The organism is Burkholderia sp. Se-20378, from assembly GCF_017104665.1.
GTDB lineage: Bacteria > Pseudomonadota > Gammaproteobacteria > Burkholderiales > Burkholderiaceae > Burkholderia > Burkholderia lata.
Genome location: NZ_JAAGPG010000006.1, coordinates 36,860 through 59,495, shown reverse-complemented (window position 1 = coordinate 59,495; position 22,636 = coordinate 36,860). Strand labels below are relative to the sequence as shown.

The following is a 22,636-nucleotide window of genomic DNA, read 5'->3' as shown; positions in this document are numbered from 1 at the left end:
CCGATTCATGCAACCGCCGCATCCATCGCCCGAGACAGCGCCATCAACGCAGACGGCAATCGCTCCAGCGGCAGATAACCGAACCCGAGCCTGAACACGCGGCTGCTTTCGCCGAACCACGTCCCTGATGCGAGCTGCACGTCGTGATCCGGCAACTTCTGCCAGAAGCGCGACACGGCCTGCTCGTCGAAAGCATCGTGACGCAACCGCACACAGCACAGTGCGCCCGCATCGGGCCGCACCCACTCGACCCGCGCACGCTCGCGTTCGCACCAGCCCGACACGATATCGAGCGCGCCCGCAAGCAGCCGACGCCGGGGCGCAAGCACGTGTTCGCGGTGGCGCAGCACGGTCGCAGCCAGCGTCTCGTCGAGTACCGAACCCGAGATCACCGTATTCAGTTTCGCGACGAGCAGACGCGCCCGAAGCCCCGCATCGGCCACCGTGAGCCACCCGGTCCGCAGACCGGGCGCGCCCAGCGCTTTCGACACCGACGACCCCGTGACGATGCGCGGATCGACACCCGCGAAACTGGCTGCCACGGCCGCATCGCCGTAGCTTGCTTCGCGATAGGTCTCGTCGATGAACAGTATCGCGTCCGGGCACCGCTGCGCCATCAGCGCCAGCAATGCATCGATCTCCGCGCGCGACGCCTGCACGCCGCCCGGATTCTGCGGGGATGCGATGCTGACCAGCCGCGTCTTCGACGACAGGCTCGCGTCGAACTGCGCGAAGTCCAGCCGGTAGCCGTTCTCGAACGACAGCCGCACTTCACGCACCGTCGCGCCGGCGCCGACCAGGCAGTCTCGACTCGGTGGAAAGCAGGGTGTCGCCAGCACGGCCTCGTCGCCGGGCCGGCACACTTCATAGGCCAGCAGAAACAGCCCGAGCGCAGTGCCTTGCGTCGTCACGATCTGCTCGGCACGCACATTGCAGGTGTCGGCAATCGCATCGCGCAGCACCGCTGCACCCGCCGACTGACTGTAGCCGAGCTTCAGGTTGCGGACCGCTTCGACGCCGGCCAGATCCAGCAGCTCGCCGACCGTCAGGTCTTGCGACGTGCTCTCCGCCAGGTTGAACGTCCGGTTCACGTCGAGCAGCGAGATGATTTCGTTGTACGGAAATCGTCCGCGCCACCCGCCGGAATGCGTTTGTGTCGTCTGCATGGGCAAGCCTCGCAATGGCCGATCGATGGATCGGATCACCGCCATCGTAGCGCCCGCACAAAAACCATAACAGCCACAATTTTCTGCCGATTGAACCGACACAATTAGGCGTGGCGAGATCGCGTCGAACGGTCGATAATCGGACACTCCCCTGCCGCTGGTACCCCATGGAAACGCAGACGTCATTCCGCTACAGGCAGCTGGCCGACCTCATCGTCGGCATGATCGAGAACGGTACGCTGGCGCCGGGCACCCGGCTGCCGTCCGTGCGTACCGTCAGCGAACAGCAGCGCATCAGCGTGTCCACCGCGCTGCAGGCATACCGTCTGCTCGAAGATCGCGGCGTGCTCGTATCGCGGCCGCAGTCGGGCTTCTATGTCGCGGCCGCGCGCGGCGGCACGCTTGCCTTGCCGAGCGCATCGCGTTCGCGCGCGAAGGCATCGACGGTGTCGATCAGCGGCGCAGTCGCCGCGATGCTCGAACATGCGGCCAACTCGGCACTCGTGCCGCTCGGATGCGCGGTGCCCGATCCGGCGCTGCTGCAATCGAAGCGGCTCGACCTGGCCCTCGCCCGCGCGGCGCGCCAGCATGGCACGCGCTACAACGTCTATTGCGCGCCCTACGGCGAACCGGCGCTGCGCCGCGAAATCGCGCGGCGGGCCATGCGCTTCGGCCATCCGCTGTCCGCCGACGACATCCTCGTCACGAACGGCTGCACCGAAGCGTTGACGCTCGCGCTGAATGAGGTGGCGACGCGGGGCGACACGATTGCGGTGGAATCGCCGACCTACTTCGGCCTGCTTCACACGCTGGAGGCACTGGGACTGAAGGCGCTGGAGTTGCCGACCGACCCGCTGCGCGGTGTCGACGTCGGCATGCTCGCGCAGCGGCTCGAAGCGGAATCGATCGCCGCCTGCGTGCTGTCGTCGAGCTTCGGCAATCCGCTCGGCTCCGCGATGAGCGAGGACGACAAACGGGCGCTGCTTGCCCTGCTCGCACGCCATCGCGTGCCGCTGATCGAAGATGACGTCTACGGCGACATCCACTTCGGGCGAGATAGGCCGAGGCCGTTCAGCGCGCTCGACAGCGGGGCCGATACGATCTACTGCAGTTCGTTCTCGAAGAGCCTCGCCCCGGGATACCGGATCGGCTGGATCGCGGCGGGTGCGCGCACTCGGCAGGTGATGGAACGCAAGCTTGCGCTCAGCCTGTGCGGCCCCGTGTTGCTGCAGGTCGCGGTGGCCGACTTCCTCGCGAGCGGCGCATACGATGCACATTTGCGCCGCATCCGGCGCGTGTTCGAGGACAACCTGGCGCGGATGACGCGCACGATCGAGGCCAGCTTTCCGGCCGACACGAAAGTAAGCCGGCCAGCCGGCGGATTCGTGCTCTGGCTCGAACTGCCGAAGCGATTCGATTCACGCGCGCTGTTCGATGCCGCGCTCGAACAAGGTATCTGCTTTGCGCCGGGCGACATCTTCTCCGCCAGCCGGCGCTTTCGTCATTGCCTGCGCCTGAGCGCGGGGCATGTATGGAACGAACACATCGAGGACGGCGTCCGATGCCTGGGCCGGCTCGCACGGGCCCAGCTCGCGCGCTGAACGCGGCGGCCGCCGCGCCGCAATCGCCCCGCTCAGTTGCCGATCTTGAACGCCGTCAACTGCTGCGCGAGCCGCGCGCCCATTTCCGTACCGAGCGCCTGCAGCGCATTGAACGGCCGGATCATGACCTCGAATTCGACGATCCGCCCTTCGTCGTCGAAGCGGATCATGTCGATCCCTTTCAGCGCCTTGTCGCCGACGGCCGCGCTGAACTCCAGCACCACGCTCTTGCCGTCGTCGGTGACGAACTGCCGGTAATACGTGAAATCCTGGAGGATCGTGATCACCGTGCGCAGCGCCAGCAATAGCGCGGGCGCCGGCCCGTAGGGCTTGAACGCCATCGGCGAACGGAACACGGCGTCCGGATGGACGATCGATTCCAGTGCGCCAAAATCCTTGCGTTCGATCATCGCATGCCACTTGTCGAGCGATTGCGCGACGGCGGGTTGAAGATGCAGCGGTGCGTTCGTCATCGAAGACTCCTGTATCGTCGGGCGGAAAAGAAGCGAATCGGTCTCAAATCTCAAAGGGTGGCGGCCAGCGTCGTGCCCTGGTGAATCGCGCGTTTCGCATCGAGCTCGGCCGCTTCGTACGCGCCACCGATCACGTGCACCTTGCGCCCGGCGGCCTCCAGTTGTTCCGCCAGTTCGCGCAACGGCTCCTGTCCCGCGCAGATCACGACGTTGTCCACCGGCAGCGTCTGTTCGACGCCGTCGATCGTCACATGGAAGCCATCGTCGTCGATGCGCCGGTAGGTCACCGCCGACGACATCCCGACGCCGCGCGCCTTCAGCCCCGTGCGGTGAATCCAGCCGGTGGTCTTGCCGAGCCCGTCGCCGACCTTCGACGCCTTGCGCTGCAGCAGATGGATTTGTCGCGCCGCCGGTTCGGGGTGCGCGTGGCGCAAGCCGCCTGCGTTCGCATACGACGGGTCGACACCCCACTCCGTGAAGAACCGGCCCGCGTCGACGTGCTCGGCGCCCGCGCGATGAACGAGGTATTCCGCGACGTCGAAGCCGATTCCGCCGGCGCCGACGATCGCAACGCTGCTGCCCACGGCCTGGTCATCGCGCAACACGTCGAGATAGCCGAGCGTCTTCGCGTGCCCGACACCATCGATCGGCGGCGTACGCGGCACGATGCCCGTCGCGATCACCACTTCGTCGAATTCGCCTTGCAGCAGCATCTCGGCGGTCGCACGCGTATCGAGGTGAAGCGTCACGCCGCGCAGTTCGATCTGCCGGCGGAAATAGCGCAGCGTCTCGTTGAATTCTTCCTTGCCGGGCACCTTCTTCGCGATGTTGAACTGGCCGCCGATCTCGGCGCCGGCTTCGTACAGCGTCACCGCATGACCGCGCTCGGCCGCGGTGACCGCGAAGCCGAGGCCCGCCGGCCCGGCGCCGACGACGGCGATCCGCTTGCGCTGCTGCGCGGGCCGAATCACGAGCTCGGTTTCATGGCACGCGCGCGGATTCACGAGACACGACGTGATCCTGCCGCTGAACGTATGGTCGAGGCAGGCCTGGTTGCAGCCGATGCACGTGTTGATTTCGTCCGCACGCCCTTCCCGCGCCTTGCGGACGAACTCGGCATCGGCGAGGAACGGCCGCGCCATCGACACCATGTCGCAATAGCCGTCGGCGAGCAGTTGCTCGGCGACTTCCGGCGTGTTGATCCGGTTGGTCGCGACGAGCGGGATGCCGACCTTGCCCATCAACTGCCGCGTGACCCATGCATACGCGGCGCGCGGCACCTTCGTCGCGATGGTCGGAATGCGCGCCTCGTGCCAGCCGATGCCCGTATTGATGATCGTTGCACCGGCCGCTTCGATTGCCTGTGCGAGCCGGATCACTTCGTCGAGCGTCGAGCCGCCTTCGACGAGATCGAGCATCGACAGCCGGTAGATCACGATGAAGTTCGTGCCGACCCGCTCGCGCACGCGTCGCACGATCTCGACCGGGAACCGGATGCGGTTCTCGTAGGCGCCGCCCCATGCGTCGTCGCGATGGTTCGTGCGCGCGGCGATGAACTCGTTGATCAGGTAGCCCTCCGACCCCATGATCTCGACGCCGTCGTAACCGGCATGCTGCGCGAGCGCCGCGCAGCGCACGAAATCGGCAATCGTCTCGTCGACTTCATCGCTGCTCAGCGCATGCGGCGTGAACGGGTTGATCGGCGCCTTCAGCGCACTCGGCGCGGCGAGCGCCGGGTGATACGCGTAGCGCCCGAAATGCAGGATCTGCAGTGCGATCTTGCCGCCCTCCGCGTGCACCGCACGCGTCACGACACGGTGACGCTCGGCTTCCGCTTCGTTCGTCAGCATTGCACCACCCGGCGCCGGACGGCCGCGCTCGTTCGGCGCGAATCCGCCCGTCACGATCAGGCCGGCTTCGCCGCGCGCGCGCTCGGCATAGAACGCCGCCATTCGCTCGAAGCCGTTCGGTGCTTCCTCGAGGCCGACGTGCATCGACCCCATCAGCACTCGGTTCCTGAGCGACGTGAAGCCGAGCTCGAGCGGGGTCGTCAGATGCGGATAACGCGATGTCATGGGGTGTCTCCATTTTTTATGCAACAAGTTGCACAGATAGTAGATCACCCTTTTCGTTTATGCAACCCGTTGCATAAACGCATCCAGCATCTTGTACCGTGGCCCCGATATGGCAAGATGCGGTTCATTCCGCGGCCTCCTCCGATCCGACATGTCCCTGCCCCACGCACTCCTCACCGCCCTCGCCGAACGCCCGGGTTCAGGCTCCGAACTCGCCGACCGCTTCGATCGCTCGATCGGCTATTTCTGGCAGGCGACACACCAGCAGATCTATCGCGAGCTGGGGCGTCTCGAGGAAACGGGCTGGATCGAATCGCTGCCGGCCGAGTCGGGGCGCGGCCGCAAGCGCGCGTACCGGATCCTGCCGGCCGGCAAGAAGGAGTTGCGGCGCTGGATCGCCGAACCGGAAGATCCGACGCCGCTGCGCGAAGCGCTGATGGTGCGTCTGCGCGCGGAAGCGGTGCTCGGCCCGGCCGGCCTCGAGGACGAAATCAGGCGACGCATCGCGCTGCACCAGGAAAAGCTCGACCTGTATCTGCAGATCGAGGCGCGCGATTTTTCGGAAGACGCCGATTCGCGCACGAAGCGCCTTCAGCATCTGGTGCTGCAGGCCGGCATCGCGAACGAGCGGTTCTGGGTCGAATTCTCGCAGCATGCGCTCGACGTGCTGCGCTCGCCGAAAGACTGACCGACTGACGGAGTAAATGACGATGACGCAGAAAACCGTGCTCTGCTACGGCGATTCGAACACGCATGGCACACGCCCGATGACGCGTGCCGGCGTACTGGAGCGGTTTGCCCGCGAGGAACGCTGGACCGGCGTGCTGGCGCAGACGCTCGGTGCGAGCTGGCGGGTCATTGAAGAAGGGTTGCCCGCGCGGACGACCGTGCATGACGATCCGATCGAAGGCCGGCACAAGAACGGTTTGTCGTATCTGCGCGCGTGCCTCGAAAGCCACTTGCCGGTCGACGTCGTCGTGCTGATGCTCGGGACCAACGATCTGAAGACACGCTTCTCCGTCACGCCCGCCGATATCGCGACGTCGGTCGGCGTATTGCTTGCCGAGATCGCTGCGTGCGACGCAGGTCCGTCCGGTGCGGCACCGAAGCTCGTGCTGATGGCGCCTGCGCCGATCGTCGAGGTCGGCTTCCTCGGCGAGATCTTCGCGGGCGGCGCAGCGAAGTCGCGGCAGCTCGCGAAGCGGTACGAACAGGTGGCAAACGATGCCGGTGCGCACTTTCTCGACGCCGGCGCGATCATCGAGGTGAGCCCGGTGGATGGCGTTCACTTCGCGGCCGATCAGCATCGTGCGCTCGGGCAGCGGGTCGCCGCCCTTCTGCAGCAGATTGCGTAACGCGCACGAGCGCTAAACCGCAACCGCGCGGCGTCCACCGGCACGCCGCGCGCGGAACGCCGGTCACGCGTCCGGCAGGATCACCACCTTGCCCTTCACCTGCCGGTTCGCCATCCGCGCGATCGCGTCGGTCGCACCGGCGAGCGACACGCGCTCGGTGATCGCGGGCCGCACCTTGCCGGCCGCGAACCATTCGGCAAGCAGGCGCATGTTCGCGACATGCTGCTTCGGGTCGCGGCGCACGGCATCGCCCCAGAACACGCCCAGAATGTCGCGCTCCTTGAGCAGCGCCAGGTTCAGCGCGATCTTCGGAATCTCGCCGGCCGCGAAACCGACCACGAGGAACCGGCCGTGCCAGGCGGTCGCGCGCAACGCCGCCTCGCTGTAGGCGCCGCCCACCGGATCGTAGACGACGTCCGCGCCGCGCCCGCCGGTCAACTCGTCCACACGGCGGCGCAGGTCTTCGGTCGCATAGTCGATCGTCTCGTCGGCGCCCGCCTCACGACACAACGCCAGCTTGTCCGCACTCGACGCGGCCGCGATCACACGCGCGCCGAGCGCCTTCGCGATCTCGATCGCCGCGAGGCCAACGCCGCCCGCCGCGCCCAGTACGAGCAACGTCTCGCCTTCTTGCAGCCGCGCCCGCTGCTGCAATGCGTGCAGCGACGTGCCATACGCGAGCACCAGTGCCGCGCCCTGCTCGAAGGTCATGCCCGGCGGCAATGCGGCAATCTGGTGCACGTCGGCCACGCACTGCTGCGCGAACCCGCCGTGCCCGGTGAACGCGACCACCGAATCACCCGGCTGCCACGCGGTCACGCCCTCGCCCACCGCGTCGATCACGCCGGCAAATTCCGCGCCCGGCGAAAACGGCAGCGCCGGCTTCACCTGGTACAACCCCTGGACGATCAGCGCGTCGGGGAAATTGAGCGACGCGGCCTTCACCTGCACCCGGACCTGGCCCGCGGCCGGTTCGGGAGTCGCCACGTCCTCGATGCGCAAGCTGTCGATCGGGCCGAATGCGGTACACAACAGGGCTTTCATGTTCGTCTCTCTCCTTGTGCGGCGTGGCCGCGCATCGAGTCATCCTGCGGGGCAGGCCCGCACGGCCGGTTCACGACGAACCCTCGACAGCCGACGGAATCGGCATCCGCGACATCGTCTGCATTCCGGAATGTCAGTGAAGCAATGATCAGAACCACGCGTCGCGCATGTCGAGCGTCGTCGTGTCGACGCTCGCGAGCAGATCGAGCTGCGCATCCACTTTCGGCAATTCCCAGTTGAAGAAATAGCGGGCCGCCGCACGCTTGCCGTCGTGGAAATCGTCGGCCTGCCCGTGCGCGGCGAGCGTTACGTCGAGCCACAGCCACGCGACGACGACATGGCCGAACGCTTCCAGGTAGACGCTCGCGTTCGCGAGCCGCGCCTGCGGATCGCCGATCGCGCCGAGTTGCCGCGTGACCTCGACCAGCCGCGCCCAGCGCTGCGCCAGCGCATCGGCTTGTTCGCGCAGGCCGGCATCGAGCGTGCGTGCACGTTCGACGGTCGCGCCGATCCGTGCATCGAGTGCGTGCAGCAACGCGCCATCGTCCTGTGCGACCTTGCGGCCCAGCAGGTCGAGCGCCTGGATCCCGTGCGTGCCTTCGTGAATCGGATTGAGACGATTGTCGCGATAGAGCCGTTCGACCGCGTAATCACGCGTGTAGCCATAGCCGCCGTGCACCTGGATCGCGAGGTCGTTCGCAGCGAGACACCACTGCGACGGCCAGCTTTTCGCGATCGGCGTCAGGATGTCGAGCAGGCGCGTAGCATGGGCGCGCACGTCCGCGTCGTCGTGCGCGCGTGCTTCATCGACCAGCTTCGCGCAATACAGGATCAGCGCAAGACCGCCTTCGACATAGGCCTTCTGCGCGAGCAGCATGCGCCGCACGTCGGGATGTTCGACGATCGGCGCCTGAGGCGCGGCGGCGTCCTTGCCCGCCGGCCCGAGCGGGCGCCCTTGCGGCCGGTTGCGCGCGTAGTCGAGCGCGTGCAGATAACCCGTGTAACCGAGCGCCACCGCGCCCGCGCCGACACCGATGCGCGCTTCGTTCATCATGTGGAACATATACGCGAGGCCGTGGTTCGGCTGGCCGACCAGATAGCCGATCGCGCCTGCGCGCCCTTCCGGACGGTAGCGCGTGCCTTCGCCGAAGTTCAGCAGGCAGTTGGTGGTGCCACGGTAACCCATCTTGTGGTTCAGCCCGGCGAGCACCACGTCGTTGTGCTCGCCCTGCGCCGCGCCGTCGGCGCCCGGCAGGTACTTGGGCACGATGAACAGCGAGATGCCGCGCGTGCCGGGCAGCAGCCGGCCGTGTTCGTCGGGAATCTTCGCAAGCACGAGATGGACGATGTTCTCCGTCAGCTCGTGTTCGCCGCCCGAGATCCACATCTTGTTGCCCGTCAGCCGGTAGCGCGGGCCGAGCGGCGAGTCGCCTTCGAAATCCGCGCGCGTCGCGATGTCGGACAGCGACGAACCGGCTTGCGGCTCGGACAGGCACATGGTGCCGAGGTAGCGCCCTTCCAGTTCGGGGCGTGCAAACGCGTAGATCTGCGCGGGGCTGCCGTGCGCGACGAGCAGGTTCGCGTTGGCGACGGTCAGGAACGGATAGGCGGCCGTTGCGATGTTCGCGGCCTGGAAGAACAGGAACGACGCGGCTTCGACCAGTTTCGGCAAGCGCATGCCGCCGAGCGCTTCGTCATGGCCCGCGGCGATCAGCCCGGCATCCGCAAAGGCGCGCACGGCCGGTGCGACGTCTGGAATCAGCGTCACGCGCTCGCCGTCGAACTGCGGCTCCTCGCGATCGCCACGCGCCGCATGCGGCGCGAACAGGTCTTCGGCAATCCGCTCGCTGGTATCGAGTACCGCGTCGAACGTCTCGCGACTGTGCTCGGCGTAACGCGGCAGCGCGACGAGCGCTTCCGCGTCGAGCCAGTCATACAGCAGGAACGCGAGATCGCGTCGCGACATCAACAAGCTCATCGTGCTGCCTCCCGGGGCCGGCTTCGTCAGCCGAATGAAGGGTTCCGTGACCGCTAGTGCTGGCAGGAATTTAGCACGGTCGTTCTAAAACGACAACGACGGATGCGCTAGTCCGCGTAACCGGGATTGCGCCGATCGAGCCGGCGCAGCAGGCCCGGCCAGACGAGCGCCCCGGCGCCCATCCCGCGCGTCACCGCGGCGATCTGCTGCTTGATGCCGTCGAGAATCGGCTGCGCGATCGGCAACAGCGCCGAGCCGCCCGCCTGCGCACGGACCTGGATCATGCAGGCTGATTCGAAGAAGTACATCGCGACGAACGCGTCTGCCGGCGTCGCGCCGACGGTCAGCAGGCCGTGGTTGCGCAGCATCAGGTTCGTGTTGGCGCCGAGGTCGTGCACGAGGCGCGCCTTCTCGCCCTCGTTGAGCGCAATGCCCTCGTAGTCGTGATAGCCGAGCGACGCCAGCACGCCGAGCGACTGCTGCGACAGCGGCAGCAAGCCCCCTTCCTGCGCCGACACGGCGACGCCGTTGATCGAATGCGTATGCATCACGCACAGCGCGTCGTCGCGGGCCGCATGCACCGCGCTGTGGATGGTGAAACCGGCCGGGTTGATCTCGTAAGGTGATTCGGACACCTTGCGTCCGTCGAGGTCGACCTTCACCAGCGACGATGCGGTGATCTCGTCGAACATCATCCCGTACGGGTTGATCAGGAAGTGGTGCTCCGGGCCGGGCACGCGCGCGGAAATATGGGTGAACACGAGATCGTCCCAGCCGAACAGCGCGGTGAGGCGGTAGGCCGCCGCCAGGTTGACTCGCGCATCCCATTCGGTGGGGGAAACTGCCTGTTTCACGCTGACATCGGATGAGGCCACGTCGACACTCCTTGTTCAAGGATGGATGCGTACCGGGCCGCACGATGCGGCCCGGCCTGGGGATTGTGTCACCCCGCGCGGGGCTTCGCGAGCTGATCGGCAACCGGCAGGCTGCGGATGCGCGTGCCGGTCGCCGCGAAGATCGCATTGGTCAGCGCCGGCGCAACGGGCGGCAGGCCCGGCTCGCCCACGCCGCCGAGCGGTGTTGCAAAATCGTCCGGCGCGACGAGATGCACGCGGATTTCGCGCGGCGCTTCGTTCATGCGCAGTACCTGGAAGCCGTTGAAGTTGCTCTGCTCAGGATGGCCGTCCTTGAACGTGATCTCGCCGTGCAGCGAGATGCCGAGCCCCATCACCACCGCGCCCTCGAGCTGCGAGCGTACCCGCTCCGGATTGACCTGCGGCCCGCAGTCGATCGCGATGTCGACTCGCGGCACCGTGATCCTGCCGTCGGCATCGACCTGCACCTCGCACACCGCCGCCGTGTATGACACGAAGCTGCGATGCGCGGCGATCCCGAGCCCGTGCCCCTTCGGCAGCGTGCGCCCCCAGCCGGCTTCGCGCGCGACCGTCTCGACCACGCGCCGCAGCCGGCCCGTATCGACCGGATACAGCGCCGGATCCTCGCCGTAGTTCACGTTCTTCACGGTGATGTGCGGCTCGAAACGCCGCGCGGGCCCGATCAGTTCGAGCAGGAAATCCTTCGGATCGCGACCGGCCGCGTGCGCCAGCTCCGACACGAAGCTCTGGATGCCGAACGCATGCGGGATGTTGTAGACCGAGCGGAACCAGCCGATCCGCGTATGCGCTTCCGCGGCCGGATTCTCGATCCGTACGTTCGGAATCGCGAACGGCAGATCCGCGATCCCCTGCGCAAGCTCGCCCGGCTGCTCATGCACGACGCCGGCCCGGAACGTCGACTGGATCGACGGCGCGACCGTGCGATGCTGCCACGCGACCACTTTCCCCGATGCATCGATCCCGCCGTCGAACGCCTCGAGCGACACCGCGTGGAAATAGTCGTGCGCGATATCGTCCTCGCGCGTGAATGTCAGCTTGACGGGCGCGCCGACCGCCTTCGACAGCAGCGCCGCCTCCACCACATAGTCGGGCTTCGACTTGCGGCCGAAACCGCCGCCGAGCAGCGTCACGCTGACCGTCACGCGCTCCGTCGGCAACCCGAGCGCTTTCGCGACCTCGTCGCGCGTGGTCTGCGGCGCCTGCGTGCAGGTCCACACTTCGCAGCGGCCGTCCGCCACGCGCGCGACGGCCGCGGGCGGCTCCATCGTCGCGTGCGCGAGATGCGGGATGTAGTACGTCGCGCGCACGCGCTTCGCGGCGCCGGCCAGCGCTGCCGCCGCATCGCCATCGTTGCGGATCACGTCGCCCGGTTGCGCGGCAGCCGCTTCGAGCGTCTTGCGATAGGCGGCCGAGTCGTAGTTCGCATTGGGCCCGCGCTTCCAGTCGATCTTCAGCTGCGCGCGCGCCTGGATCGCCGTCCACGTATCGCGCGCGACGACGGCTACGCCGCCGAGCGGCTGGAAGCCGGACGGCAGCGGTGTTGGCGCGAGCTGCACGACCTTGACGACACCCGGCAGCTTCTCCACGGTCGATGCGTCGAACGACGCTACCGTGTCTCCGTAGGCCGGCGGTCGCGCGACGACCGCATACAGCATCCCGTCGAGCCGCGTGTCGATCCCGTAGTGCGCGCGGCCGCCGACGATATCGCGTCCGTCGATCAGCGCCGTTTCGCCCTTGCCGATATAGCGGAATTCGGCCGGCGCATTCAGCGCCACCGTTGCCGGATCCGGCGTCGGCAGCGCAGCCGCTTTCGCCGCCAGTTCGCCGAAGCCGAGCTTGCGCCCGCTCTTCGTGTCGACGACCTCATGCACCGTCGCCTTGACCTGACGCGCATCGACACCCCACGCCGCGGCGGCCGCCTGTTCGAGCATCGTGCGCGCGGCCGCGCCGGCGCGCCGCAACGCGGCAAAGCTCTGACGCAGGCTGCGCGATCCGTCGGTGTTCTGGTTGCCGTAGCGCGGTTCGTCGCCGACGGCCTGCGCAACCTTCACGCGCGCCCAGTCCGCGCCCAGCTCGTCCGCCACCACGAGCGCGACGCTCGTGCGCACACCCTGCCCCATCTCGGAGCGGATGCAGGTCACGGTGACCGTGCCGTCCGGCGCGATCGCGACGAACAGGTGCGGATCGTCGCGCAACCCGTGCGGCATCCCCGCGCCGCCATACTGCGGATTCGCGCTGACGGGCGGCTGCACCGGCACGGCTGCGCGCACGAGCGACGGCACGCCGAACGCGAGCAGCAGCCCGCCGGACGCGAAGCCGAGCAGCAACGCGCGGCGACTTTCGTTATGGACGGAGAGTTCGGGCGCGCTCATGCGGCACCTCCGCGGCGCACGGCCAGGCGGATTGCCGCGCGAATGCGCGTATAGGTGCCGCAGCGACAGATGTTGCCGGACATCGCATCGTCGATGTCGGCGTCGGTCGGATGGGGATTCGTCTTCAGCAACGACGCGGCCTGCATGATCTGCCCGGACTGGCAGTAGCCGCACTGCGCGACGTTCAGTTCCTGCCAGGCCTGCTGCAGCGGATGATCGACGTCAGTCGACAGGCCCTCGATCGTCGTCACGCGCTTGCCGGAAGCGGCCGCGACCGGGGTGATGCACGACCGGATCGCAACGCCGTCGAGGTGCACGGTGCACGCGCCGCAGAGTGCCATGCCGCAGCCGAACTTGGTGCCGGTGTGGCCGAGGACATCGCGCAGATACCAGAGCAACGGCATGTCGGGATTGCCGTCGAAGTGCTGCTCGCTACCGTTGATGGTCAGCGTGATCATCGTTCACCTCCTGGTCGAGGCGCCCGCATCGCACCACGGGTGCCGGGTGGGAATTCGATCGGCAGCGGGCGCGCTCGGCTGCGCCGGCCCGGTGCCGTCTCGTGGACTGCTCCGCCGGCAGGACCAGCGGTCGATGCGTGGTTATCGGTGCGGCTGGCTGAGGATGGCTATCGGGCATGCGATCCGGATTGATGGCGGACCCGCACCAGCCGGGATTCTGCCCCACGCAAACCGTCACTCAGGCAACGCGAGCATGTCGGGACTGCCAGAAACGGCGACCCGGATCGCGGCACCTGCGTGCCAGGTTCGGCCCCGGCGGCTTCGACATTGCTCAGCGGAGCCAGAATCGTATGCGGAATGGCCCGGGCTCCAACTCTAACTGATGTGTGGCGGTTTTGCGCCGGCGGCGCAGATCGGCACGGACGTAGCGAACCGGGGGAAAGGAGGAAGGGAATCGATGACGCATGACGTGCGTCATGCGACCGGGACCGACTGACACGCCGGTCCCGGCGAGCGATGAGGGCGCGATGCCGCCGCGTCACCCACGAGCGACGTGGCGCGTACCCAAGGGGATCGAGCGCCACGCCGGAACGGGAAGTCCCGCGAATCAACGCACGGCGGGGCCGCGGCGGCGCTTCGTTACATCCGGACCACGTCCGCTACCGCCTTCTTGCGGTCCTTGAAGCGATAGATCGTGATCGCGGCATTCTTCAGGTCGCCGTGCGAATCGAACGCAATCCGCCCGGTCACGCCGTCATACTGCGTGGCGGGCATCGCCGCGAGCACTTTCGCCCGGTCGGTCGTCCCGGCACGCTTGATCGCATCGTAGATGACGTACACGGCATCGTAGGCAAACGGCGCGTACGCATCGATCTGCGCGTTGTAGCGGGCTACGTACCGATTGTTGAAATCCTGCCCCTTCGGCATCTTCGACAGGGCAAGACCGGCCTCCGAGCAGACCAGGTTGTCGATCGCGTCGCCTGCCAGCCCGATCATCTTGTCGGTGCACGCCCCGTCTCCGCCCAGCACGCGCGCCCGAATCCCCATATTCGCCGCCTGCTTCACCAGCGGGCCGGCGGTCGCGTCCGAGCCCCCGTACATGATCACGTCGGGCTGCAGGCCCTTGATCTTGGTGAGGATGGCGCGAAAGTCGATCGCCTTGTCGTTCGTGGCCTCTCGCGTGACGACCTGGGCACCCGACGCCTTCGCGGCCTTCTCGAACTCGTTCGCGAGCCCCTGGCCGTACGCGGTCGAATCGTCGATGACGGCGACGCGCTTTGCGCCGAGTGTCGTGATCGCGTATCGCGCCAGCGCCGGCCCCTGCATCGCGTCCGTCGCGACCAGGCGATAGGTGGTTCGATAGCCCTGCTGCGTGAACACCGGGTTCGTCGATCCCTGCGATATCTGCGTGACGTGCGCGTCGTTGTAGATCCGGGAGGCCGGAATCGACACGCCCGAATTGATGTCGCCGACAACCGCGACGACGCCGTCGTCCACCAGCTTCTGCGCCACCTGCGTGCCGGTACGCGGATCCGCCGCGTCGTCCTGCGAATCGAGCTGGAAACGCACGGGTTTGCCGCCGACGACCGGCTGCCGGCTGTTGATTTCCTCGATGGCAAGACGCGCGGCATTCTCGCTGTCCTTGCCCATGTTCGCCAGTTGCCCGGTGAGCGGCGCGGCATGCCCGATGAGCACGACGGACGGACTGTCCGCACGGGCCTGCATGCTTGCCGCGACCAGCACGACGGTTGCGCCGACGAGCGGCATGCGGGGAGAGATGGGCTTCACTGGCGGCTCCGTGATCGAAATGAACGAACGGTGCAGCCTCGTCGATTCACGACCGTGCGACTGCATGCGAACCAGTGTTCAATCGCCGAAATTCCGCGTCCAACGACAAATTCCGTTCGCCGCCGACAAATAAAACTTATCGCACCGCATGCCGCGCGCGGGCCGGCCATCGAACCGCGCGCGGCAACGAAAGCGCCCATGCTCGTCCGGATTTTCCCGCGTAAACCACGAGGCTTTTCTGCCGCGACGGCTGGCGTGCCGCGCTAAACTGCCGCTCAATCTTGCAAAAATTGGGTCACGCGACATGAACGTGCGTTTTCTCGAGACCTTCGTCTGGCTGGCCCGTTTGCGCAACTTCCGCCTGACTGCCGAACGCATGCACGCGACCCAGGCGGCGATATCGAGCCGCATTTCCGCACTCGAACAGGAAATGGGCGTGCGGCTGTTCGACCGCGGGCCGCGTGAAGTCACGCTGACCCAGGTCGGCACGAAAGCGCTCCCTTTTGCGGAACAGATACTCAAGCTGAACCAGCTGATGCTCGACAGCGTCGGCGACCGCTCGAAGATTTCCGGGTTGCTGAGGCTCGGCGCCGTGGAATCGATCATTCACACGTGGCTGCCGGAACTCCTGAAGCGCGTACGCGACGCGTATCCGAATCTCGCCATCGAACTGACCGGCGACACCTCATCGCATCTCGTTGCCCAGCTGGCCAGCGGCCACATCGACGTGGCGCTGCAGACCACCGTGACGTCCGGCACGGAGACGTCGAGCATTGCGCTCGGCAGCCTGCCGATGTGCTGGATCGCCAGCCCGTCCCTCAACATCTCGGACGAGGCGCTGTCGGAAGCGGAGCTCGCCGCCTTCCCGATCATCGGGTTCGCGCGCCACTCGCTGCCGCACACCTTCCTCGTCGACCTGTTCGAATCGGTCGGCGAACCGACGGCCCAGATCAACTGCATGTCGTCGGTCGCCGCCATCATCCACATGGTGATCGACGGCTTCGGTATCGCCGTGCTGCCGAGTGCCTTCGTGATGAAGGAGCTGGCCGACGCCCGACTGCAAATGCTGAAAGTCACCCATCGCGTGCCGGCCTTGCCGCTGATCGCCGCCTACCGGCGCAATCCGGACAGCCTGCTGCCCGAGTCGATCGCGCAACTCGCACTCGCCGTCATGCTCAACTTCGCGCTCGTGAACGGACCGCAATTCGCGCTGCTTCCGGAAACCGTCAACGCGCCCCCTTCAAACACCTGATCCCGACGACACCCCTCTGCGCCATGCCGATCATTTCGATTCAGCCGTTAACAGCGGACGCCTGCTCGCCCTACGGCACGATGCTCGGCAAGCCGCCGAGAACCGATGACGATGCATCCGCGTTCTTCAGTCCACCGTCCGATTTCTGGCGCGAACATCTTTTCGATCCGGGCACGCCGGACACGGCTGAAATTCTGTGGGTCCGCTATCGCAATCGCGACATGAGCGTCAGCACGCTCGAAGCACACGACCTGACCGAGCAGGCGATCGTCCCGCTGACCGGTTCGATCGTTCATGTCGTCGCCTGTTCGACGCCCGACAATACGCCGGACCTGTCGACCATGCGCGCGTTCCGCATCGACCCGGGACAAGGGCTCGTGATGCACCCGCGCACGTGGCATGCAACGCGCGTGGCGCAGCCCGAAGTCACCTGCCTGATGTTGACCCGCGCATCGACGACTCGCGATCTCGTCATTCATCTGCGCACCGGCGCGCCGGCACGCGAAAGCCGGATAGGCGCGATCGAAACGCACCGGATCGATTGAGTCCGGCTTCGTCCGTCCCGCACCGCCGTGCCCGATGAATCACGCGTGAAACACCGTCGGCTTCACGTGGCGTCGAAGCCGAGCGCAGGTGTTTCACGCAATCGGGCGCTCACCGCGACCTCAACGCCTGCAACCCCAGCGTGAGCGGGTTGAACGGCATCTCCGACGCCCCCATCGAGAAGCTCGTCGCCTTCGACGGCACTCCCGGATTGCGCATCAGCGCGTGAACGATCCGCTCGCTCGCATGACCGTCGCCATACGGATTGCTCGCGCGCGCCATTTCCCCGTACGCGCTCTCGCTGTCGAACAGCCGTGACGCCTCCCACACGATCCGTTCCTGGTCGGTGCCGACGAGCCGCGCGGTGCCCGCCTGGATCGCCTCCGGCCGCTCCGTCGTCTCGCGCGTAACCAGTACCGGCTTGCCCAGCGCCGGCCCTTCCTCCTGAATGCCGCCCGAATCGGTGATGATGAAATGCGCACGCGACATCAGGAATACGAACGACAGATACTCCTGCGGCTCGATCAGGTAGATGTTCGACAGGTGGCCGAGCCGTGCGCGCGCCGGCTCCCGAACGTTCGGATTCATGTGCAGCGGATAGACGAACTGCGCGTCGGGATAGCGATTCGCGAGCGTGCACAGTGCGTCGCAGAAATTCTGGAACGGTTCGCCGAAACTTTCTCGTCGATGCCCGGTGATCAGCACCACGCGCCGCGACGGTTCGAGAAATGGAAACTGTTCGGCGACCTTTTCCGTCAGCGCGCCGGTGCAGTCCAGCATGCGCTTGACCTCGTGCAGCGCATCGATCACGGTGTTGCCCGTCAGCACGACCGCCCCGCCCGGCACGCCCTCGCTGAGCAGGTTGTCGCGTGCCTGCCCGGTCGGCGCGAAATGCCACGACGACACCGCGTCGGTCACGCGGCGGTTCAACTCCTCCGGCCACGGCGACCAGATGTCGCCGCTGCGCAAGCCGGCCTCGACATGCCCGACCGGCAAATAGCGGTAGAACGCAGCAAGACTGACCGCGAGCGTGGTCGTCGTATCGCCGTGTACCAGCACGACGTCCGGACGCAATTCGTCGAAGACGATGCCGATTGCCTGCAGAATCCCCGTCGTCACGTCGGTCAACGTCTGGCTTTGGCGCATCACGTTGAGGTCGTAGTCGGGCTTGATGTCGAATAGCGTCAGCACCTGATCGAGCATTTCGCGATGCTGCGCGGTCACGCATACCCTGGCGTCGACACCCGCTTGCGCCTTCAAGGCACGCACCAGCGGTGCCATCTTGATGGCCTCGGGCCGAGTCCCGAACACAAGCAAAATCTTTTTCATCGTTATCCTCGTTGAGCCATTTCGCGCTGAATGACCCTGCTCGTGGCGCGAAGCATGTATTCAGGCGGCACCTCCCGTACTCGCACGCGGTCGACACGATGGGGTGTCGCGGAGCGAGCGCGCCGCCCGGTTCACGCGGTCTACGCCGCGCGAATCGTCGTACTACCGGCGTCCCGTTGCACTTGATCTGTCACGTCATGAGTCGTTCCTCGCTTGGCCAGGCGTCACGTCTGTTCGTCACGTCTTTTCCTCTACAGCAATATTCAAACCAGCCGCCCTGCGACCGTGCCCGGTTCACACTGCATGCACCACGCACACGCGGTGCGCGACGGAATGTTTCACAACTGCTACGCGTGTCTCAGCGCCAATCAGGCGCGATACAGGCAAACATCGGGGCAGTTGCACGGCCCCTCCGACGACGTCGTCCGACGAATCTCGAACGCATGTCGAGCGTCCATTGCGCATCGAATCGCTCGTATCTGTCGAAGCGCGTTGCGCTTCCTTGATCCGCCACTTTTGTCTGTGCAGTCGGCCGCACGATCGAACGCGTGGCCACGGTTGCGCACGAGGGATCAACCCGACACGCAACGTCATTCACGTCGCACGAATCAACGGGGCGGGAAATGTTGCGAATGTGTAACGCGGGTCCGGAACGGGGTGCTTGCATCGGAGTCCGGCCCATGCAGCGCACCTGCTCTCGTCGAGCACTCCGGCAATCCGGCCGATGCACACGCAACGAACGACGCGATGCGCATCTCCGTGCAACGTCGTGCCGTCAAGGCGGCACAGGTTCGGCAGACAATTCGCTCGACGCACGACGCGTACGGGCTGCGACGCCGATCGCGCGCGGGCATTCGGCCTGCGCGCACGCTGATTCTTCGATGAATCAAAATTCGCCACCGTCGCTCGCGCCACGCGCCCACCCTCCACCCCCGCCCCTTGCTGCGCGCGGCATCGCGGCCGATGGCTCACGCCTTGCTTAATGACAGTCAGGTGTGCCCCGGAGCACTCGCCCGGCAGCGGACGAACGGGGACGCCCACGCAGCAACAAGACAGGAAGGAAACGCGACGCGTGCGCCCGGAGCGAAAGACAAGCGCTCCTGCGTGCCGAACGTGCCGACGTGCCCTGTTGAAGTACGCGCGATCTACGCGCCTGGTTCCGGCTCCAGAGTAAAGAACCGGCCCGTGAACGCAAATATCGGTACCAGCCTCGGGTTCACCCTCGCCACGGTGAACCGAGCCCCAACGTCGACACGCTCGCCAGGCGCGACGCGGCCAACGCCGCGCCCGGCGACGATTGCACAGGACCGCCGCGCAGGAGCCCAAGACCATGAATCGGCCCGCGCTTTGCCCGACCGTACGCTCGCGCGTAGCGGCCACCGTCGCGCTGTGTCGCCGGTGGCACGTCGCCTGCTGTATCGCCGCGTGCGGTTTCGCGCTGCACGCGAGCGCCGCCGAACTCCGCCTCAACGGGCTGTACCAACGCGCCGACGGTGCGATCACCGTGCGCCTGAACGGCGTCGGCATCGACCCGTATTTCGCGGCGAAGGCGCTGCTTGCCGCGTCCGACGCGCAACTCGACGCCCGTCAGGCCGCACTCGCGTGGATCGCATGGTTGCTGCCGCGCCAGCGCCCGGATGGCAGCTTCGATCGCTACTGCGTGAAGAACGGCCGCTACCGCGCATGTGCCGACGCGGAAACCGACGACGCGATGATGGCGACCTGGATCGAATTGCTCGCCCGCTTCGCGCCGCCCGACGGCTTGCCCGCCGCATGGGAGCTCAGCCTGAACCGCGCCGGCGTGCATCTGGACACGCTGCTCGACAAGCCCTCCGGCGTCTATCAGATCTCGTCATCGCTGCATGTCGCCTTGCTGATGGACAACGTCGAGGTGCACAGCGCATTCCAGGCCCTCGCGGCGTACTACGTCCGGCGCGCCGACTACACGCATGCGGGGCCGTGGAGCCAGCGTGCCGACCGGCTGGCATCCGCGATCCTGAAGGTCTTCTGGCGCGGCACCGAATCCGGCTTTCGCGCCAGCACGCAACAGGTCAGCGATACGAGCTTTTATCCGGCGAAGATCGCGCAGATCCTCCCGCTCCTGTCCGGTATTCAGGTTCCCGAACAATCCGGCGAGACGATCTACGCGCAGTGGATGCGGAAGTACGGCAAGAGCTGGCCGCAACTCGCCGACACCGACTATCCGTGGAGCCTGATCGCGCTGGTCGCGCTCAAGATGAACGATTGGGGCACGGTTGCCTGCTGGAAGGCCCGGTCGGGCCCATACCGGCACGGCGCGCACTGGAACGTACTGGAGGAGTCGCTTTATCTGGCATTCGAAAGCCGGATGGCCGACCCCGTCATACCCGCTCGATGCGGATTCACGACGGCGGCGGCAACGGCGACCGCATCGCGCTGACGCAATGGTGCGCGCGGTCCATGATGACTAACAGGGAGGTGACGTGTCATGTGTGGCATCGTCGGCGCGGTCGCGCAACGGGACATCGTCCCGATTCTGATTGAAGGTTTGCGTCGCCTCGAGTATCGCGGCTACGATTCATGCGGCGTGGCGACGGTCGTCGACGGCCAGGCGCGTCGCGAACGCAGTGTGTCGCGCGTCGCCGATCTCGACGCGCACGTGCGCACTGCCGGACTGACCGGCAGCACCGGCATCGCGCACACGCGCTGGGCGACGCACGGCGCGCCGGCAACCTGCAACGCGCATCCGATCTTCTCGCGCGATGAAATCGCGCTCGTTCACAACGGCATCATTGAAAACCACGAAACGTTGCGCAAGCAACTTTCCGATGCGCACTACGAATTCGATGGCCAGACCGACACCGAGGTCGTCGCGCACCTGATCCACAGCAAGTACCGCGGTGACCTGCTCGCCGCCGTGCGCGCAGCGACTTCACAGCTTCACGGCGCCTATGCGATCGCCGTGTTCAGCAAGCACGAGCCACAACGGCTGATTGGTGCGAAGGTCGGCTCACCGCTCGTCGTCGGCGTGAAGGACGGCGAATGCTTTCTCGCCTCCGACGCACTCGCGCTCGCGGGCATCACCGACCGCTTCATCTTTCTCGAGGAAGGCGACATCGTCGAGTTGACGCCGGGCGGCGTGCGCGTACTCGATCGCGGCGGCGCACCGGTCGAGCGCGCGATACAAACCATTTCCTCCGCGCAGGCCGCGGTCGAACTCGGGCCGTACCGGCATTTCATGCAGAAGGAGATCTTCGAGCAACCGGAGGCCGTGGCCGCGACCATCCCGGATGCGGGGCTGTTCGATCCGGCCGTATTCGGCCCCGACGCCGCGCGGGCGTTCGAGCAGATCGACAACGTGCTGATTCTCGCGTGCGGTACGAGTCACTACTCCGGCCTGACCGCGCGGCGCTGGCTCGAGACGATCGCGCGCGTGCCCGCGCAGGTCGAGATCGCGAGCGAATACCGTTACAGCGACGCGCTCGCGATGCCGAATACGCTGGTGGTGAGCGTGTCGCAATCCGGCGAGACCGCCGACACGCTCGCCGCGCTCAAGTACGCGCAGGCGCTCGGCCATATCGACACCTTGGCGATCTGCAATGTGCCGACCAGCGCGATGATGCGGCAGACCGGCCTGCGCTTCCTGACCCGGGCCGGCCCGGAAATCGGTGTCGCATCGACCAAGGCGTTCACGACGCAGCTCGTCGCGCTGTTCATTCTCGCCGTCACGCTCGGGCGGCTGCGCGGCTATGTCGACGATGCGCAGCTTGCGCGCTATACGATGCAACTGCGGCGGCTGCCAAGCGCGCTCGAGGATGTGCTCGGGCTCGAGCCGCAGATCGAGCGCTGGGCGGCGGAGTTCTCGCAGCACGAGAATGCGCTGTTTCTCGGGCGCGGGCTGCACTACCCGATCGCGCTGGAAGGTGCACTGAAGCTGAAGGAGATTTCGTATATCCACGCGGAGGCGTATCCCGCGGGTGAGCTGAAGCATGGGCCGCTCGCACTCGTGACGCACACGATGCCAGTGGCGACGATTGCGCCCAACGACGCGCTGCTCGAGAAGCTGAAGTCGAACATGCAGGAAGTGCGCGCGCGCGGCGGGCAGCTTTACGTGTTCGCCGATGCCGATACGCGGATCGACAACAGCGAAGGCGTGTCGGTGTTGCGGATGCCGGATTACTACGGGCTGTTGTCGCCGATCCTGCATGTGGTGCCGTTGCAGTTGCTCGCGTATCACGCGGCATGTTTGCGCGGCGCGGATATCGACAAGCCGAGGAATCTGGCGAAATCGGTGACGGTTGAGTGACGGGGTTGGGTAACCCGGGGC

17 protein-coding genes are annotated in these 22,636 nt (G+C 66.4%); 7 read left to right on the top strand and 10 right to left on the bottom strand.

Going from position 1 to position 22,636, the window contains the following annotated elements; all coding sequences use genetic code 11:
* Positions 1-5 precede the first annotated feature (5 nt).
* Positions 6-1,166 carry a pyridoxal phosphate-dependent aminotransferase gene (locus tag G3N93_RS02010; RefSeq protein WP_206132203.1) on the bottom strand — a complete coding sequence of 387 codons (1,161 nt, stop codon included), beginning with the start codon at positions 1,164-1,166 and terminating at the stop codon, positions 6-8.
* 167 nt (positions 1,167-1,333) lie between these two features.
* Between G3N93_RS02010 and G3N93_RS02005 the strand changes: the two genes are divergently transcribed.
* A complete protein-coding gene (locus G3N93_RS02005) occupies positions 1,334-2,767 on the top strand; it encodes a PLP-dependent aminotransferase family protein (protein ID WP_206132202.1) in 1,434 nt (477 codons plus the stop codon).
* 32 nt (positions 2,768-2,799) lie between these two features.
* Here the strand turns inward: G3N93_RS02005 and G3N93_RS02000 are convergent, their stop codons facing one another.
* On the bottom strand, positions 2,800-3,240 hold the full coding sequence (locus tag G3N93_RS02000; RefSeq protein WP_206132201.1) for a nuclear transport factor 2 family protein: 441 nt from the start codon (positions 3,238-3,240) through the stop codon (positions 2,800-2,802).
* A 50-nt stretch (positions 3,241-3,290) separates the two neighbouring features.
* Positions 3,291-5,315 (bottom strand): FAD-dependent oxidoreductase, encoded by a 2,025-nt coding sequence (locus tag G3N93_RS01995; protein WP_206132200.1) that lies wholly within the window; start codon positions 5,313-5,315, stop codon positions 3,291-3,293.
* 151 nt (positions 5,316-5,466) lie between these two features.
* Between G3N93_RS01995 and G3N93_RS01990 the strand changes: the two genes are divergently transcribed.
* Together G3N93_RS01990 and G3N93_RS01985 are read left to right on the top strand one after the other, a co-directional pair.
* Positions 5,467-6,003: a PadR family transcriptional regulator gene (locus G3N93_RS01990; protein WP_174934771.1), complete on the top strand. Its 537-nt coding sequence runs from the start codon at positions 5,467-5,469 to the stop codon at positions 6,001-6,003.
* 22 nt (positions 6,004-6,025) lie between these two features.
* The gene (locus G3N93_RS01985; RefSeq protein WP_206132199.1) at positions 6,026-6,670 is read left to right on the top strand and encodes an SGNH/GDSL hydrolase family protein; all 645 of its coding nucleotides are present in this window, start codon (positions 6,026-6,028) and stop codon (positions 6,668-6,670) included.
* Between the two features lie 63 nt (positions 6,671-6,733).
* Here the strand turns inward: G3N93_RS01985 and G3N93_RS01980 are convergent, their stop codons facing one another.
* The 6 genes from G3N93_RS01980 to G3N93_RS01955 all read right to left on the bottom strand — a co-directional run bounded on the left by G3N93_RS01980 (position 6,734) and on the right by G3N93_RS01955 (position 15,143).
* On the bottom strand, positions 6,734-7,714 hold the full coding sequence (locus G3N93_RS01980; RefSeq protein WP_206132198.1) for an NADPH:quinone oxidoreductase family protein: 981 nt from the start codon (positions 7,712-7,714) through the stop codon (positions 6,734-6,736).
* Between the two features lie 148 nt (positions 7,715-7,862).
* The gene (locus tag G3N93_RS01975; RefSeq protein WP_206132197.1) at positions 7,863-9,692 is read right to left on the bottom strand and encodes an acyl-CoA dehydrogenase; all 1,830 of its coding nucleotides are present in this window, start codon (positions 9,690-9,692) and stop codon (positions 7,863-7,865) included.
* 107 nt (positions 9,693-9,799) lie between these two features.
* Positions 9,800-10,567 carry a class II aldolase/adducin family protein gene (locus G3N93_RS01970; RefSeq protein ID WP_174934778.1) on the bottom strand — a complete coding sequence of 256 codons (768 nt, stop codon included), beginning with the start codon at positions 10,565-10,567 and terminating at the stop codon, positions 9,800-9,802.
* Between the two features lie 68 nt (positions 10,568-10,635).
* On the bottom strand, positions 10,636-12,960 hold the full coding sequence (locus G3N93_RS01965) for a xanthine dehydrogenase family protein molybdopterin-binding subunit (protein WP_206132196.1): 2,325 nt from the start codon (positions 12,958-12,960) through the stop codon (positions 10,636-10,638).
* Positions 12,957-13,418, bottom strand: a complete 462-nt coding sequence (locus G3N93_RS01960; protein WP_206121892.1) for a (2Fe-2S)-binding protein — start codon at positions 13,416-13,418, stop codon at positions 12,957-12,959. Before G3N93_RS01960 ends, G3N93_RS01965 begins: the two co-directional genes overlap by 4 nt.
* Before the next feature lie 639 nt (positions 13,419-14,057).
* Complete coding sequence (locus G3N93_RS01955; protein WP_241026369.1) at positions 14,058-15,143, bottom strand: branched-chain amino acid ABC transporter substrate-binding protein; 1,086 nt, start codon at positions 15,141-15,143, stop codon at positions 14,058-14,060.
* A gap of 211 nt (positions 15,144-15,354) precedes the next feature.
* On the opposite strand from G3N93_RS01955, the gene G3N93_RS01950 reads away from it, so the two are divergent.
* Positions 15,355-16,458: a LysR family transcriptional regulator gene (locus G3N93_RS01950; RefSeq protein ID WP_241026367.1), complete on the top strand. Its 1,104-nt coding sequence runs from the start codon at positions 15,355-15,357 to the stop codon at positions 16,456-16,458.
* Between the two features lie 23 nt (positions 16,459-16,481).
* Positions 16,482-17,003, top strand: a complete 522-nt coding sequence (locus tag G3N93_RS01945) for an ureidoglycolate lyase (RefSeq protein ID WP_206132194.1) — start codon at positions 16,482-16,484, stop codon at positions 17,001-17,003.
* Positions 17,004-17,112: 109 nt separating this feature from the next.
* Here the strand turns inward: G3N93_RS01945 and wecB are convergent, their stop codons facing one another.
* Positions 17,113-18,330, bottom strand: a complete 1,218-nt coding sequence (gene wecB / locus G3N93_RS01940; protein WP_174934789.1) for a non-hydrolyzing UDP-N-acetylglucosamine 2-epimerase — start codon at positions 18,328-18,330, stop codon at positions 17,113-17,115.
* A gap of 1,330 nt (positions 18,331-19,660) precedes the next feature.
* Between wecB and G3N93_RS01935 the strand changes: the two genes are divergently transcribed.
* Complete coding sequence (locus G3N93_RS01935; protein WP_174934791.1) at positions 19,661-20,749, top strand: hypothetical protein; 1,089 nt, start codon at positions 19,661-19,663, stop codon at positions 20,747-20,749.
* A gap of 48 nt (positions 20,750-20,797) precedes the next feature.
* Positions 20,798-22,615, top strand: coding sequence for a glutamine--fructose-6-phosphate transaminase (isomerizing) (glmS, locus tag G3N93_RS01930; protein WP_174934793.1), 1,818 nt, complete (start codon positions 20,798-20,800; stop codon positions 22,613-22,615).
* Positions 22,616-22,636: the final 21 nt, after the last annotated feature.